Genomic DNA, 16,697 nt, shown 5'->3' on the forward strand with positions numbered 1-16,697 from the left:
ATGGAACGCACAACTGACATGACCTTTCTGAAATCATTCACCGGAGGAAATCCTGACAAGATGAAAAAATACATCTCTATGTTCTTGTCGTATTGCCCAAGTCAATTGCAAACTATGAAAGATCAACTTGAATCACAAAATTACGATGGACTTCGGGGAACAGCCCATGCTTTAAAGCCACAGATCACCTATATGGGAATCAAAGGTGGTGAAGACCTTATCAAAGGAATCGAAAATCTGGCTGGAACAAAATCGAATGTCGAGAAACTTCCTGAAATGCTGGGAAACTTTCAAACGATCTGCACTTCGGCGATGGAAGAACTTAAGCAGGAAATTGCTTAATTCCTGTTTTCTAAGAAAAAGGCCTTAAAACTTCGAAATATCAATCTTTTTAAAGGTATTACTCACATCCCAATTGTTAGAAATCCTTATTTTGTTTTGAAATCTCCACTTCAATCCAATTTAATTTTTCTATTTTTGGGCACCCAAGAAATATTATGAAACAAGTTAAGAATATATTTATTGTCGATGATGATCCCATGCAAGCAATGATGCTTCAGGATTATCTGAGTAAATATTCCACTTTCATTATCTCCGTTTTTAACAGCGGCGAGGAATGTCTGAAAAACCTGAATAAGGAACCACATATCGTTTTCCTGGATTACAATTTCGACAAGGCAGGAAAAATGCTATGGATGGAATTGAAATTCTGAAAGAAATTAAAGCTGCCAGACCTGAAACGGAAGTGGTAATGATCAGTGGTCAGGATAAAATCGAAGTCGCTGTCAATACGATTAAGTATGGCGCTTTCGATTACATCGTAAAAAGCGAAAGTGCTTTTCACCGTTCTGAAAATGTAATCTTTAATATTATCAAACGACTTAAACTTCAGGGTGAAGCTCGTTTATACAAAAAACTGACATTGCTATTTGCAGTCTGTCTCGCAACCTTCATCATCGTTGTCATTGTACTCTATAAAATGGGATATATTGCCAAAAGTCCGGGATGGATGTAAGATCTCTGTTCAACAAATAAACACCAGCCTCATAATTTTTATGAGGCTTTTTTTTGTTACAAACTTTTTTGAATTTTTAAGTTAAAGAAATTCACAAGAGAAAGAGATGTAAAAGTTTTTCATACCTTCACATTAACCCATAAGAAGCAGCTTTTAAATTATGCCTCACTATCCCAATCACATCAAATCAAAATTACCCAAAGCAGGGACAACCATTTTTTCAGTTATGTCTGCTCTGGCAAATGAACATAAAGCCATAAACCTTTCGCAAGGGTTTCCAAACTTTGATGTATCCGAAGAATTAATTTCTCTGGTGAATCATTACATGAAAAAAGGGATGAACCAGTATGCGCCCAGTCAGGGAATCATTTCACTGAGAGAACGGATTGCAGAAAAAGTTCAGGACCTTTATGGTGCAACCTATAATCCTGAATCGGAGATAAACATTACAAGCGGCGGAACGCAGGCGATATACACGGCCATAACAGCAATGATCCGGGAAGGTGACGAAGTTCTCATCTTCGAACCGGCTTATGATTCTTACGCGCCTGCTATACTTCTTGCAGGAGGAATTCCCGTTTATATGCAACTCATCGCTCCGGATTATTCAATCGACTGGACAAAGGTTAAAAAACTCATTACGCAGAAGACGAAAATGATCATCATCAACACTCCGCATAATCCTGCGGGGACAATTCTTACGTCGAAAGACATGAAAGAGTTGGAGAAGATCACATCAAATTCTGATATCACAATTATCAGTGATGAAGTGTATGAACATATTTTATTCGACGGCCTGAAACATGAAAGTGTTATGCGCTATCCGAAATTAGCTGAACGAAGTTTTGTGGTTTTTTCTTTTGGAAAAACATATCATAACACCGGATGGAAGATGGGATATTGCCTGGCTCCGGAGAATTTAATGGTTGAATTCAGACGAGTTCATCAATTCGTTGTATTCTCCAGCAATACACCTGTACAATATGCCTTCGCGGATTTTATGAAAAATAAAAATTATCTCGAACTGGCTTCTTTCTATCAGCAAAAGCGCGACTACTTTTTGAAACTTATAGCCGGATCCAAGTTTAAATTTATTCCTGCAAAAGGTTCCTACTTTCAGTGTCTGGACTATAGTGAACTTACAAATGAAAAAGATCTGGATTTCGCTATTCGCCTTACAAAAGAAAATGGAATCGCTTCTGTTCCTGTATCTGCATTTTATAATAAAAAGAATGATTACAAAATGCTCAGGTTCTGTTTTGCAAAAACAAATGAAACACTTGAACAAGCTGCAGAAAAGATCTGCTCAATTAAATCCGTAAAATCTCCCGGCAAAATTACTGTTTAACAATCTGCATCAAATTATGAAAGTTACTATCATACAAACAAATTTGATCTGGGAAAAGAAGAATGAGAATCTCGCCAAATTAAAAGAAACAATTTCCGGAATTGCTGAAGATACTGATGTAATTATTCTTCCTGAAATGTTCACTACAGGTTTTACGATGAATGCCAAACCGATGGCAGAACCAATGACAGGGAACTCCATTCAGTGGCTTAAAAAAATTGCAGCAGAAAAAAATTGTGCAATTACAGGAAGTGTGATCATAGAAGAGGACGGAAACTATTTCAACCGACTGATCTGGGTAACACCTGATGAAATCAAATCATACGACAAACGACATCTTTTCTCTTACGCTAAAGAAGATGAAACGTATACAGCAGGAAATTCTAAACTGATCGTTAATTTCAAAGACTGGAAAATTTGTCTCATGGTATGTTATGATCTGCGCTTTCCCGTGTGGAGCCGACGTACAAAGTCTGAAGATTATGATCTGCTCGTTTATGTAGCCAACTGGCCGGAGCGCCGGATCTTTGCATGGAAAAATTTACTTCCGGCAAGAGCAATCGAAAATCAATCTTACGTTGTTGGTGTGAATAGAATCGGAAACGATGGAAACGATGTGTACCATTCAGGCGATAGTGCTGTATATGGTTTTACAGGAGAAATCATTTCAAAAACTCAGGCGCATGTAGAATCTGTTGAAACCATTGAACTCAATCCGGAAGAATTGAAAGAATATCGAAAGCATTTTGCTTTTTTTCAGGATGGGGATGGGTTTGAAATAAAATTTTAAGTTTAAATTTCAACACTAAGTTCACTAAAATTTATCACAAGAGCACTTATAAAGGCATCACTTGTGTTCTTGTGCTAAGAACTTAGTGATCTTAGTGTTGAAATTTTTCTTACAATACAAGATTACATCTGCCTGGCAACCTGTCTCAAAATATCGATCCACTCCTCCTTCGCTCTGCTTGTTCCTAAGCGAACTATTATCAGATTTTTTTCGGGGAGAACATAAATGTATTGACCAAGGTGTCCGATAGCTGCGAAATCATTTTCCTTAGGCCCTACCCACCACTGACGATTGTAATATTCTGCTCCACCCTTTTCTGTATTTGGAGCAATACATTTTTTCACCCATTCATTAGGAACGATCGTCTGACCATTCCAGTTGCCGCCATTCAGATATAACCTTCCAAACTTTGCAAAATCTCTTGCCCTTGCATTGATGCAACAAAATGCTTTCTCCAAACCATTGTTCTTTTTATCGATGCTCCAGCTGGCATCGTATTCCATTTGCAAAGGGCGCCAGATCTTTTCATCTAAATATTCTGTGATCGGTTTTCCGGTCGCTCTTTCAAGAATTAACCCAAGAATTTCTGTATTCACACTCTTGTAATCGAATCCTTCCATCGGTCCTTTTTCAGTCTTCAGTTTTGTAAGACTTTTTCTCAAAGTCTTACCGTAGTAAAACGAAGCTGCCCCGCTGAATGGCGAATTATATCCTTCCGAAAATTTAACCCCTGATGCCATATGCAATACATGATGGATCGTTACATTATTCCAGTTGTACTTATCTTTTAATTCAGGAATATAATTTACAATCGGATCATCTTCACTTTTGATCTTTCCTTCTCCAATTGCAATTCCTATCAATGCAGAAACATATGACTTTGCAACAGAAAACGAAGCCACGACGGAAGCAGTGTCATAATCATCCTGATACTTTTCATATATCAAACTATCATTTCTAATGATAAGAAATGCGACTGTAGGCGATTTTTCAATGAACGTCTTGAAATCTGTTGTAACGCCTGCGTGATCTTTAATTTTTAAGTTGTTATCGACAGCCATATTATTTTGTGCATCGATAAACTTAAATGGTTGCGCCGACCCATGTAGCGGCCGTGAAGGGAAAATTTTATGATCCGTAATGTTTGAAAAATTATACCAGAAATACCGGCCAACTTTACAGCCACCAAATAAAAAAACTATTACAGATAATGTTAGCAGGAATATTCCTTTTCTCATAGCACTAAATTTTATTTTTCTGTTTCAGGTTTAATTGTAAAATCCCACTTAACATCAACATCCCAGTTACTTCTTACCGTAATTTTTTCCGGATAGTATTTTGTTGATTCAGGCTGAATTTTTTTCATCAAATTTCCTGAATCCCACATGTTATTTCCGTTTGCATCATCAATGAGCTTCACCCTGTATAGTTTCGGATCGAGGTATGAATATTGAATTGCAGTATCTCCTTTTACATACGATTGCCGGACTACAAAATCATTGTCATCCAAAAGCTGAACTATTACATTCGCCTTGATTGCTGACAATTTTAACATCATAGTACCGTAATAAGTTTCAGGGCGGACTGTCCATTCCAAAATGGTGGTATCATTCTTCAATCCATAAATATCAGTTGCTGTCCCGGGAGGAATGAATAATTCATATTCAGATTTTTCTACCCATTTAGCATCGATTAGAAAAGACGATTTTATACTATCGGTAAAAAAGGTTTTGTAATCAGAAACTACAACAGTATCCCTCTTCAAAACAAATGCACTTTCATTTAAGCTCACCAATGGATGATTGCTCATCACTTTATAAGGTAAGTAAAAATGATGTTCTGATGTTTTATCAGCAGGCTCGAACAAAAGAGCAAATTTACCTCTTCCTGTTACCTGAGAATTTTGCTTGAATAACCGGACATCGACAGTATCCATCTTCTTTCCGCCAAAATAATAAAAACTCAAAGAATCTACTTCTGTGTTTTTATAGAGTATCGTTAAAGAATCTTTCTGATCAGAAAATTCTTTTGAAAATATCTCCAACTTAGTAGTATCACTCAAAAAGTTAAGTTTAACTGTATCTGCTGCTGCTGAGAATACAAGTAAAACTTTTCCGGGGGATAAAGAAACGGACTTATTTAAACGCAGAGGCGGAGGTTCTTTGAATAATCTCATCTGAACTTTTTCATCACCGGCCTCAATCCTTGAATCAGCAAAGCCTATATGTTCTTCTCCATTTGTATAAAGGTAATTTCCGTCTTTGTCTTCCAGTGCGATGAGCTTGTAATTACCGGGTGCAATATTGTTTATTGTAAACTCACCATTATCATTCGTTTTTGCAAAATAATTCGGACGTTGTTTGAATGGTAACGAATCATCGTTTCCTTTATAGATCATTGCAAGAAGATTCTTTTCTTTTTTATGATCAAAAGCGTATTCAATCTTTCCACTTATTTTCAGTGAATCAACAACTGCTCCTGTTGAAAAAACAAACTGATAATTTTCCAGTGGATTACCTTCATTGTTATCGGTTATTGAATTTCCAAAATTCAGAGTGTAAGTTGTATTCTCTTCCAATGTATCCTGAAAATGAATATAAACAGATTTCTTTTTGATCTTTGACTCAGGAGGATATTTCAGTAAAGGAGAAACAACAAGCTGGGTAGAGATGTCTTTCAGCTGTACAAATTCATCAAATGTCAAAACAATATCTGTAGGCTTTGTATTGATCGAATAATTTTCAGGAACAGTCTTCAGAACTTTTGGAGGAAGAATATCTTTCTCCCCACCTGATGGATCAACGCGGATCGCACATGATGTGAGAAGTACAAGCAGAAAATATATGGAAGCCTTTTTTATCATACAAAGGCAGCGATCATTTTACATACTTCTTCAAGATACTTTCCATCAGTCTCATCAAAGTGCGAAACAAACTCACTGTCGACATCCAAAACTGCAACAACCATGTTGCCTTTAATAATTGGTACGACAATTTCCGATCTTGATAACGAACTGCAGGCAATATGTCCGGGAAAAAGATCAACATCAGGAACTATGATCGTTTCTGAATTCTCCCATGAAGTACCACAAACACCTTTCCCTTTCTGAATTCTCGTGCAAGCAACAGGTCCCTGAAACGGCCCTAAAACAAGTTCTTCACCTTTGGGAGATGGTTTAACAAAATATAACCCAATCCAGAAAAAAGAGAATGTATCTTTTAGTCCGGCGATGATGTTTCCAATATTTGCTAAACTATCCGGCTCTCCTTCTGTAAGTGCTTTCAATTGAGGTAAAAGTGCACTGTACTTTTCCGCCTTGCTCAGATGAGTTTCGATGTGAATATTCTCAGACATAATGTGCTGCAAAGATGGGAAATTTTACGGTTATTTTATCGGGAAATTAAAGGTCACAAAAAATTGCCTTTATCCTCGCTTTTCCCTGTCTTAAAATTCAATTCCGCGACTTGATGTACCGTTATTAAAATCGCTACGAATTCATGTTCGACTCCTCCGGAGTCGGAGGCCGCTGCCCTATTCCATAGCTACCAATGTGTGACCACTACGTGGTCCTGCAATTAATAATGGCTTATAAAACATTTGAGACATTTTTTTCGTGATCAGATTTGAATACATTTTTGAAATCCAAATTGTACAATTCACACAATTCAGATTCGACTACTCTAGAGTCAGGGCCGCTTCATTAATTCATTTTCTACACATGCGACCTTTTCGAGTCATGGCAATCAATAGAAGTTCAAGAAACATTAGACAGAGAAAAGGTCGCCATCAAGAACTAAAGCCCAACGTAGAATGATTAATTTGTCTTGACCACGTTAGTGGTCACACATTTGTAGAAAAAAAACAAACCATGAACCGAAACGACTCCGGAGGAGTCGCACGTGGTCAATCGATATCTTTGAATTGAAAAAAATAATTAAGCGGCATGATTAATTAAATTCTAAATTAAAAAGATTGATTTAAAACGTCCAACCATATATCATGCACAAGCAATCGAGGCAATCGACAATTTAGTCCCGGGAATTTCAAGTAAGGCTTCCGCACATGAAATCAAAGTGGACCCTGTGGTGATCACATCATCTATCAACAAAATATTCTTATCTGCCGGAGCTAATTCTTTATTGACGCTAAATACATTGTCCATATTTAAATAGCGCTCAAACCGGTGTTTTCTTGTCTGCGTCTCTGTTTCTTTATTCCGATAGATCATTTGTGGTTCAAAGACGGCATTCATACTTTTTGCAAAACCTTCTGCAATGAAATCACTTTGATTATAACCCCGGATCTTCAGTTTTTTCTCATGCAAAGGAACAGGAACAACGATATCAGGCACAGGAAATGGCGACCCTTTGATATCAGAACCCATCAGCTGTCCGATATACATTCCAACATCTTTGCGGTCTTTGTATTTCAATTTATGAATTAACCTTTGCACCTTCTCCCCTTTGCTGAAATAATAGTACCCGGTTGCTGCTTGTATAGGAACTTTTCCCCAGAAATGCTTGGCAACAGGATTAATAGTTTGCAAGTGAAAGTTAGTACGCGGTAAATAAAATTTACAGAATGTACATAAACATTCTTCGCCCATTAGCAATGGCCGATCACATGCGGCACAAAGCGTCGGATAAAAAATCCATAGCAGATCGTCTGACATTTTTTTGATTCGGTTTTTCATTTTTGATTTCAAAAATCGTCAACAAAAACCGGAATCGTAACCGCATAAAATAAGAGAAGTGGTATTACTTTCTTTTGGTTCCTCTGTAAACTGAAATAATATAATCTATGCTATCCAAAGTTACATTGATGTCTGTCTTTTTCAGATCAAAATCTTTTTTTAAAAGCATTATAAATGGCGAGGCAAATTTTCTGTTAGGTTCGCTTAAGAGCAAGACACCATCAGGTTTCAAAATATTTTCTATGGCATTTTTCAAAGGCTCAAACGACCGGCTTTCATAGGCAACATCAGAAGCAATTATGACATCTGTTTTCGCTATTGGACTCACATGACGCCAATCCAATAATTGTCCGGCAAACTTTGCCGACAAATTTTTCTTCCAGTTACTCTCTGCGAAATCAAGTGCCTCCTGAAGGTAATCTGTCATGGTGACCATTCCACCACACAAAGCTGCAACAATACCGGGCAATCCTAATCCGCAGCCTATTTCAAGAACATGTTTATCCTTTACAATTTCAGTATGCGATTCGATATATTCTGAAATTCCGATCGCTGATGGCCAGAGATCGGCCCAGTATGGCATTCTTTCATCGACAATATTCAGATCCGATGGAGCTTTCGAAAGTAATTGATTGAAAAGTTTATCAATGTCTCTGATCCGTGATACTTTTACCAAATGATCTTTAAGCTGCAGATCAAAGTCGATCGCAAATTCAGAATAGTTCAAATCAGACATTCAATTCTAATTTGATTGAGTGATAACAACTTTTCTCACTACATCAGATTCTCCTGTACGGATATGAATGAAATAAATTCCGGATGCCAGTTTTGAAGTATTGAAAACGGTGTAACCATCAATCAGCAATTTCTCGTCGACTTTTCTGCCATGTAAATCATACATCAGACATTTTGTATTCAAGGATCCTGATCTCAATTTCACGATCAGATTTTCAGTTGCCGGATTTGGATAAACACTTATCTCTTTGTCAGAAGAAGATTCAAATGTGGAATTGACAATATCCTGATAAAATACCTGCACTCCGCCTCCGTATAATCCAACAATTATATCATCCTTCTGATCATTGTTCAGATCACCTCCGCAAATTGAAGTATGAGGACCATAACGGTTTCCAAGATATTTTGAAACTACAGTATCAAGGACAGTAAACGTACCGGACAGATTTCCATCAATATTACCAAGCAAATAAATGTCACCACTCATAGTAGTCACCAGCATTTTTGTATCATTATTTTGCCGGAATATATATGTTGTAGAATAAGAATCAGTTGATGGAGCAACATTAAAACTAAATCCACTAAACAAACTAATAGTCGGCGTAACAGTAAAGAATGGAATCGTTGCCGAGCCTACATTCTCGAAATAACTTAAAGACCCATTTTTTTCACCTGTTAAAAGATCCAGTTTCCCGTCCTGATTCACATCAAATATCTGCACAGAAGCACCATTACCTACATCAATTGACATATACATAGCAGTAATAAAAACAAAACTTCCACCATCATTCCGGTAGTAGATCAATTCTCCTGAATCAATTCCTATCAGAAGATCTTTGTCTCCATCAGCATCCAAATCACCAAAAGCAGGAGAAAGTTTACCCATATAATTTTGTGAAATCAGATTCAAATAGTCATCCGTTACAAATTCAAATGACGGTATCGTTGCTGTACCGGTATTCCTGTACAATGCCAATCCGGTGGAATAAGTGGATGGAGTAATCGTCTTTTTCTTATTTGCAATTACCAGATCAAGCAATCCGTCATTATCATAATCAAAGAGTGCAGGAGCAGCAGCTTCACCAACATCAATCATCTGATCTGCAAGAAAATTTCTTTTTATATAATCAAATATCGGTTGACTATCCGTTCCTGTATTATGGTAATAGATCGTTCCATTATTATTTTCATATTCATAATTTGAAACTACAAGATCGCGGATCTGATCATTGTCGACATCAACATATGAATGCATGGCGAATGATTGAATATTAACCGGCACATTATAAGAAGGAAATGCTGTGTCCTGTGATACCATAAAATCTGTTCCACTTGCAGGAGCATTTACAACAAGTAAACTGTTTTTTGTTTGCGAATCACCTATCAATGCATCCATATCTCCATCGCCATCGATATCGATCGTAGCGATGTTAGCATAAGTATCGTCCATAGGTGCAGCAACAGACATATCATAATTATCATTGGGATTTGAAAAACAGTTGATGTTAAAAACCTACAGTTACATCAGCATACGCACCTGAACGCAGAGCAAATTTTCCCCATGCATATGTTTCTGATTACATAATCATTCAGTGTATCACACACTCCATGATGCTCCATTGACATATTCTTATAATAAGCAAAAGCTCCAACACATTGAAACTGTTGTCCGATGATATCCATATCGCCATCACCATCGATGTCATTAAAGTTCGGCATTAACAATGCACTGGCAAAAATATTGGCAGGACCACCGGCACCGCCATCTACAAGCATTGTTGAATCAATAAGTGTAAAATGTAATCCACCCGGAGGAGAATCATTGATGTATTGAGAGATACTGTTGTTTCTGAATCCTACGGTAAATAGATCCGGCTTTTCATCACAATTGTAATCGTATAAAAATGCCCATCCGGTCATTTTCGGAAAAATATTTTCATACTCCGGTGCATAACGCCAGCAATTTGATCCGGAAGTTCCAGTGTTAATATATGTTGTAACGCGATTATCACTTCTGTCAAAAGCGAAAAGATCGATCAGTCCGTCATCATTCAAATCGATATTGGAGAAAAGAGGATAATTTAATCCGCCTGCCCAGGGCATTTGAAGTTGTGATCCATTTACAACAGGGATATTCATCGTCCTGTTAAAATACATTTGGGCATGGGAAATACCTGCCAATAACAGTAAACTGAAGAGTACTACTAATTTCTTATTCATATGTAAATATACCCGATTTTCAGTCATGAAAAGTCACAACAAATAAAAAATAACCAATAGGTGAAAGTGGATAACGTCCTTCGAAAAACGAATCCCGAATTATATACTACAAAAAATCAATTTTTGTGCTGCGAAATAAACATAGCATAATCCAGCTTACTTAGAAGCGAAGGAATATGAGTAGAATGTTCGGATAATGACTCTGTATTGAAATCAAGCGCATCTCTGAAATTTACCAGAAGATCTGCATGAATATGAAAAAGGGAGTCGGGTTTATGATTGATGTCCATATACTGACGGACAACCTGCGTGATCATTTCTTTTAACTCAGGTTCTGAAACCTGATGTTCTTTTAATTTATCATCAATATCAAATTCTCTTTGTCCACTTAAGATTCTTTCAAATGAATCCAGTTGCAGCTCGCAAACACGCTTCATCAGCTGCTCTTCATGATGAGTAAGATTTAGTTTTACCATATTTATCTTTCCGTCTTGAGGCAAAGATAAAAGCACATTTCAATTCCACAAGTGATTTTTTTCATGTCGAAAAAATAATTGTGAACTGATTGCCGGAAAAACTTTCTGAAAATTGCGGTGAATTTATTGCTTCACAATAATCGAAGAACCTTCGCCGAGTGAAGTTTTCACTCTCAAAAGATATGATCCTGAAGGAAATTCATCTCCAAGAACAACCTGATCAATGATCTTCTCTCTGTTAAAAATTAACTTTCCTGTAAGATCATAAACCTGAACATCAAAAAGAGAATTCATTCTGACTACAAAATTCCCTGCGAATGGATTGGGATATGTTTCAAAACTGATTTTAGAATTCTCATCAATTCCATTACACGCATCAATAGTCACAAAAATCGTATCCCTGTTAGCACAGGCAAACGTGTTTGTCGCAATTAAAATAAAACGGAATGAGCCTAATCCTCTGCCTGAACTATCTACAGTAATTGAAGGAGTGTTTGCACCTGTCGACCAGGCATAAGTACTAAAACTTCCACCATTGAGAACGATAGAAGAATTTGAACAAATTGTAGTATCTGCTCCAAGATTAACAGTCGGAATCGGATTTACAACTATGCTTTGTCCGGCAGAATTTGAGCAACTGTTTGCATCGGTATAAGTGTATGTCAGATTATGCGTTCCAGCACCTGCAATACCTGTAAAGAAAGTTGATCCGCCAACACCGGGACCGCTATATGTTCCGCCTGCGGGACTTCCCTGAGATAAGGCAACAGGTCCAGTATTCTGACATACATTTGGTAATGCAGAAAACGAAACTGCAGGAATACCATTCACAAGAATTGACTCTGAAGATTCGTCAGAACAGCCATTGATGTCAGTATAGGTGTAGGTAATATTAAAAGTTCCTTCACCTGCTGTTGAAGGACTGAATTGATTACTCGTTACAGCAGTTCCGGTATATGTACCACCGACAGGACTACCGCCAGTCAAAGTAAATGCAGCTGTGTTGACGCATGTCGATTGCAAATTAGAAAATGAAACAGTTGGCAATGGATTTACTGATAGTGTATTTGTTGCTGTATCAGAACAACCCTGTGCAGTTGCAATGTATGTTATAGTATGCGCTCCGTCTCCGGCAGTTGCCGGATTGAAAATATCATTTCCATTTACTCCTGTTCCTGAGTAGTCTCCTCCTGCAGGCGAACCACCACTCATTGCAAATGGAGATGCATCAATACAAACATCTGCCAGTGTACTTAAAGTTACAACCGGTGCACTTTTAATATTTATATTTCTGGTGGCTGTATCAATACATCCGTGAATATCAGTATAGGTATATCCGATCTGATTGTTTCCGGGACCTGGTATTGTCGGATCTAATTCACTTGCAGTAACTCCTGTTCCAAAATAAGTTCCTCCGGCCGGATTTCCACCTGAGAGCTCAACAATACCTTCATTTATACAAATGGATTGAAATGAACTTAAGGTTACCAATGGTAATTGATTCACAATTACTGTCAAAGTTTTTGAATCCTGACAACCACCAACATCAGTCCCAGTAACTGTATATGTTGTTGTAGAAACAGGAATTGCAGTAACGATTGGATCAGAATTACTGGACAAAGTTCCTGAAGGTGTCCATGAATAAGTCAATGCACCACTTGCTTGCAGTTGAACACTGTCACCTATACAAATATCTCCTGAAGAAGAAAGTACAGTAAGCGAAATTCCCGGCGCGATCTCATTTGACTCCGGATAACCTGTAAGCAGATAATTCGTTCCGCCACCGTTTCCATTGAATTCAAAACTTGCGAAAAAGTATTCTGTTCCGCCATCTAATCCACTGATAGTTGTACTTGATCCACTACCGTTGTAAACAACAAAGTTTCCATTCCCCAGATTTGATCCGGTTCCATAAATCGATCCGCCATTATAGCCTGTTCCATCTACCGGAAATTCCGATACCGGAGAACCTGCATTTGCTATGATCAATCTGCGGTTTCCATCTCCTGGAAAAAAATTCAGATTGATCTCGTTACAAGAACCTGCAGTAGCCGATAATGTCAAGGTTGGAATAATGGGTTGCTGGGCAAACGCACTTCCATAAGAAGATGTAAATAAAAGAAAAAAGCAAAAGATCATTTTTAGCGGTGTGTGGAAGTTCAGTTTCATTTTTTTTACTCTTTATTATTTGCTCTGATGATTCAATTCAGCAGATTTACATTTAAACAACGGTTTCAAAACAATGTTACCGAACCATGAATTTATGTTCGGCTTTTCATTTGCATTGCTTTAAGTGTTCAAGTTAATAAAAAGCAGGCGTTCGGCAAAAAAATCATTCGAAAATGCTATAAAAAATTTATGCCAACAGGGTTAAAATAATGCCTATTTCAGATTGATAGTCAACTATTTTTGAAAATAACAGGGCTTAGTTACCGCGGATTATCAGTTTCTTATTGAAAATCTCTTCATTTATCAAAAGACTTATCGTGTAAACTCCGTCTCTTAAATCAGGTGATAATTTTAACTGTTCGGTTGTAATATTGTCTTTTGTAAAAACAACTTGTCCTACAGAATTTGAAATTGAGATACTATACCCTTCGGAACTAAATTCCTTTACAGAAACAATAAAACTACCTGACGCCGGATTCGGATAAATTAAGAAAAGTTCATCTTTCTTATTTGATCGCAAAGCTATGATGTGGGAATTGGTTGAATTGTTATCAAAATCAGTTTGCTTCAAACGATAATAATTAATTCCTTCAGGAGCCCATACATCAAGAAAGCTATAACTGTTTTCCTGAGTACTATTACCTGCACCTTTGACCTGGCCTATTGCTTTAAAATTTTTGCCGTCTGCACTTCTTTCAACTGAAAAATAATTGTTGTTCGTTTCAGAAGCTGTATTCCACTGCAGCAGATTTCCTTTCGATGTAACTTCGCCTGTAAAAGATAATAATTCTATTGGCAATGGTGTTACGATCTTTGTATACCAGATCGGCGACGTCCAGGCTTTTTGTCCGTCTGCTTGTGTTATTTCCGCATAATAATAATACGTTCCGGAAGCGAATGTATGCGTATAGACAAGCGAAGAACCGGCTACGGTTGTTAATACAGTCGGAGCCGCATTACTTCCGGGTACACCATAAAAAATTCTGATCTGAGTTATCGTTTCACCATTTCCATCGGAGGTCGTAACATTAATTGTTGGATCAACTGTTTGAGTAACGATACTTCCTAATGGAAAAATTCCATTTATATTATATGTCAATCCTAAATTATAATCTTCTGTTGCATAGAAACGCATATTCAGCATGGCTTCCATTACATTATTCACACTCATGGAAGGTGCAAGAATAGCAGTACGGGCTTGACTTGATTTTCCCATAGTAACTGAATTGTGATTGTCCAGATCCATAGTTGGACCGAGGTGATATCCTTTTCCTAAAAGAGAATTCCAGTAAGTAATATTTGTACTCGTTGCCGGATCAGAATAAGTCACATTCGATGAATTGTATGGTCCGTTCTTAATTGCTACTCCAACGATAGCATTATCATAAGCAGCGTTATAGGCCGATCCAAGTAAATTACCATAGTCCGTATTATTCGGATGACAAAGCGTTGCAAATGCTCCCGATGTATTGTTGATCACATTGAATAAACCATTGTAGTCACCCTTTGCTACGAAAATATTATAGTTTCCGGAATTCCATCCAATCAATTGATTCACTCCATAAATTGCAACGTGACCACCGGTAGAGATCGTTCCCCACTCCATTCCATACAATGCAGCAAAGCCGGGATTCACTGATGAATACGTTGAAGCTTCAGAAACACCACTTGAATATAAAGCCGGTGTCATGATCGGACCTTCATTATGATTGTGATCACTGATGCCCATGAAATCAAAATAACTGGCAGTGTTTCCAATTGTATAACAACAGTCAGGACTTCCCGCACCGTTGCATACATTGTCCATGTCGCCATCAGAATAATCTGAATGCGAATGCAGATTTCCAAAGTAAGTTGTGTACGCTACAACAGGATTTGTTGTACTTGTTGTAGTATTAAGCGTGATCAGATAATTTGTATTGCAACCTGTTCCGTTCATTTCGTAAACAGAAAAGAAATATGCAGTACCCGGCATCAGACCAAGAACATTTACATTCGTTCCTGTTCCTGAATAGACAATATAATCGCCGGGAGAAGTTGTACTTCCAAGTCCGTAAGTAGCATTTGAAGTATATGCTGTCCCATCGACAGGCGCTGAAGTCACTGCACTTCCGCCTCTGCAAACTACAATACAATAAGCACCGTTCCCGCGTGTCCATGTTACATTCATGCTATTCGACATAGTAGAAGAAACTGAAAGTCCGCTTGGGGCAACGGTTGGCTGACTTGCAAGTACACAACCAATCGTAGTTGCATTACCTGTTGCCGGGCCGGTGAGAAAATTGGATGTACATCCGTTTCCATTGAATTCAAAAATGGAAAAATAATAAGTTGTAGTAGCATTCAAACCGGAAATTGAAATTGTGTTTGCACTTCCGCTATACACTACATATTCACCTGCTGAAATTTGAGTACCACTTCCAAACGTAGTATTCGCGCTATGTTGGAATTCTGATATTATCAAAAACTCCTGACTCTGTAGCACCGGTTGCATGATTCCATAAACAACCGAGATACATCAGATCAAGTGATGTATAGGTTGAACTACTTGCTGATCCAATTGTGTTAAAGGTTGCAAGTGCAGGATCGACAAAATTTGCAGTGACTGTTCCGAGATAAAGTGTCCAGACATTTCCGACCGGATTGTATGTAACTTTTACGGTCAGATAATCTGATCCAAAATCATTCGCCGGATTTATGACGGCAGAAAGACCAAGGTTAGTTGCTACTCCACTTGCAAAACTTACTAAACGAAGATTATCACCTGAACCGGAATTTCCGAGAACAACTGCATAACCACTTGCTGTCAGAAAATTATTTGTTGTTGCACCTAAAACAAAAGCAATTCCATAATTCCCGGCATCGAATCCGGAAGGATCTGCGCGCGATTGTCGCATGTTAAATGCCCATTCAAGCAAACCTGTATTTGATGAAAGAACTGTATTGTACATTGCTGAAACATCGTAAGTCACATAATCGCGACCTGCTGTTCCACTACTCATTCTTAAAACGTTTGTGTTGACAGTTGCTGAAGTTGGAGAAACAGTTTGCGTTTCAACCCAACTTAATCCGACAGTATTGTTATCAGGGCGATTGAAATCATCCAATAAAACTGACTGACTCCAACTATTGAAAGAAAATAAAAGAAATAGTATCGATGAAAAAAAAACGACAGAACTCTTTACTTTTTGACCGCTTGAAAACCGCATTAATTTGACTTGATTATTAAGAACTTACAAATATACGGCGAT

The 16,697-nt window shown here is 37.7% G+C and carries 16 protein-coding genes; 5 read left to right on the top strand and 11 right to left on the bottom strand.

What is annotated here, in order from left to right:
- The 5 genes from IPL24_13435 (at position 1) to IPL24_13455 (ending at position 3,153) form a co-directional block, all read left to right on the top strand.
- Positions 1-342 carry an Hpt domain-containing protein gene (locus IPL24_13435; GenBank protein ID MBK8364614.1) on the top strand — a complete coding sequence of 114 codons (342 nt, stop codon included), beginning with the start codon at positions 1-3 and terminating at the stop codon, positions 340-342.
- Between the two features lie 155 nt (positions 343-497).
- Positions 498-713 (top strand): response regulator, encoded by a 216-nt coding sequence (locus IPL24_13440; protein MBK8364615.1) that lies wholly within the window; start codon positions 498-500, stop codon positions 711-713.
- Positions 692-1,015, top strand: a complete 324-nt coding sequence (locus tag IPL24_13445) for a response regulator (GenBank protein ID MBK8364616.1) — start codon at positions 692-694, stop codon at positions 1,013-1,015. The genes IPL24_13440 and IPL24_13445 overlap by 22 nt, the downstream gene beginning before the upstream one ends.
- Before the next feature lie 160 nt (positions 1,016-1,175).
- Positions 1,176-2,363: a methionine aminotransferase gene (locus tag IPL24_13450; GenBank protein MBK8364617.1), complete on the top strand. Its 1,188-nt coding sequence runs from the start codon at positions 1,176-1,178 to the stop codon at positions 2,361-2,363.
- A gap of 16 nt (positions 2,364-2,379) precedes the next feature.
- A complete protein-coding gene (locus tag IPL24_13455; GenBank protein ID MBK8364618.1) occupies positions 2,380-3,153 on the top strand; it encodes an amidohydrolase in 774 nt (257 codons plus the stop codon).
- A gap of 122 nt (positions 3,154-3,275) precedes the next feature.
- Here the strand turns inward: IPL24_13455 and IPL24_13460 are convergent, their stop codons facing one another.
- The 11 genes from IPL24_13460 to IPL24_13510 all read right to left on the bottom strand — a co-directional run bounded on the left by IPL24_13460 (position 3,276) and on the right by IPL24_13510 (position 16,655).
- On the bottom strand, positions 3,276-4,391 hold the full coding sequence (locus IPL24_13460) for a serine hydrolase (protein ID MBK8364619.1): 1,116 nt from the start codon (positions 4,389-4,391) through the stop codon (positions 3,276-3,278).
- 11 nt (positions 4,392-4,402) lie between these two features.
- On the bottom strand, positions 4,403-6,016 hold the full coding sequence (locus IPL24_13465; protein ID MBK8364620.1) for an Ig-like domain-containing protein: 1,614 nt from the start codon (positions 6,014-6,016) through the stop codon (positions 4,403-4,405).
- Positions 6,013-6,507 (bottom strand): GAF domain-containing protein, encoded by a 495-nt coding sequence (locus IPL24_13470; protein ID MBK8364621.1) that lies wholly within the window; start codon positions 6,505-6,507, stop codon positions 6,013-6,015. The genes IPL24_13465 and IPL24_13470 overlap by 4 nt, the downstream gene beginning before the upstream one ends.
- 643 nt (positions 6,508-7,150) lie before the next feature.
- A complete protein-coding gene (locus IPL24_13475; GenBank protein MBK8364622.1) occupies positions 7,151-7,846 on the bottom strand; it encodes a ComF family protein in 696 nt (231 codons plus the stop codon).
- A 64-nt stretch (positions 7,847-7,910) separates the two neighbouring features.
- Positions 7,911-8,582, bottom strand: coding sequence for a methyltransferase domain-containing protein (locus IPL24_13480; protein MBK8364623.1), 672 nt, complete (start codon positions 8,580-8,582; stop codon positions 7,911-7,913).
- 6 nt (positions 8,583-8,588) lie between these two features.
- Positions 8,589-10,049 carry a T9SS type A sorting domain-containing protein gene (locus IPL24_13485; GenBank protein ID MBK8364624.1) on the bottom strand — a complete coding sequence of 487 codons (1,461 nt, stop codon included), beginning with the start codon at positions 10,047-10,049 and terminating at the stop codon, positions 8,589-8,591.
- A gap of 56 nt (positions 10,050-10,105) precedes the next feature.
- Positions 10,106-10,801: a VCBS repeat-containing protein gene (locus IPL24_13490; protein MBK8364625.1), complete on the bottom strand. Its 696-nt coding sequence runs from the start codon at positions 10,799-10,801 to the stop codon at positions 10,106-10,108.
- A 116-nt stretch (positions 10,802-10,917) separates the two neighbouring features.
- On the bottom strand, positions 10,918-11,277 hold the full coding sequence (locus IPL24_13495) for a hypothetical protein (GenBank protein MBK8364626.1): 360 nt from the start codon (positions 11,275-11,277) through the stop codon (positions 10,918-10,920).
- 123 nt (positions 11,278-11,400) lie between these two features.
- Positions 11,401-13,416, bottom strand: coding sequence for a T9SS type A sorting domain-containing protein (locus IPL24_13500; GenBank protein MBK8364627.1), 2,016 nt, complete (start codon positions 13,414-13,416; stop codon positions 11,401-11,403).
- A 286-nt stretch (positions 13,417-13,702) separates the two neighbouring features.
- Positions 13,703-15,940, bottom strand: coding sequence for a T9SS type A sorting domain-containing protein (locus IPL24_13505; protein MBK8364628.1), 2,238 nt, complete (start codon positions 15,938-15,940; stop codon positions 13,703-13,705).
- Positions 15,885-16,655 (bottom strand): hypothetical protein, encoded by a 771-nt coding sequence (locus tag IPL24_13510; protein ID MBK8364629.1) that lies wholly within the window; start codon positions 16,653-16,655, stop codon positions 15,885-15,887. The genes IPL24_13505 and IPL24_13510 overlap by 56 nt, the downstream gene beginning before the upstream one ends.
- Positions 16,656-16,697 lie beyond the last annotated feature (42 nt).

This window comes from Bacteroidota bacterium, from assembly GCA_016711505.1.
GTDB lineage: Bacteria > Bacteroidota > Bacteroidia > AKYH767-A > 2013-40CM-41-45 > JADKIH01.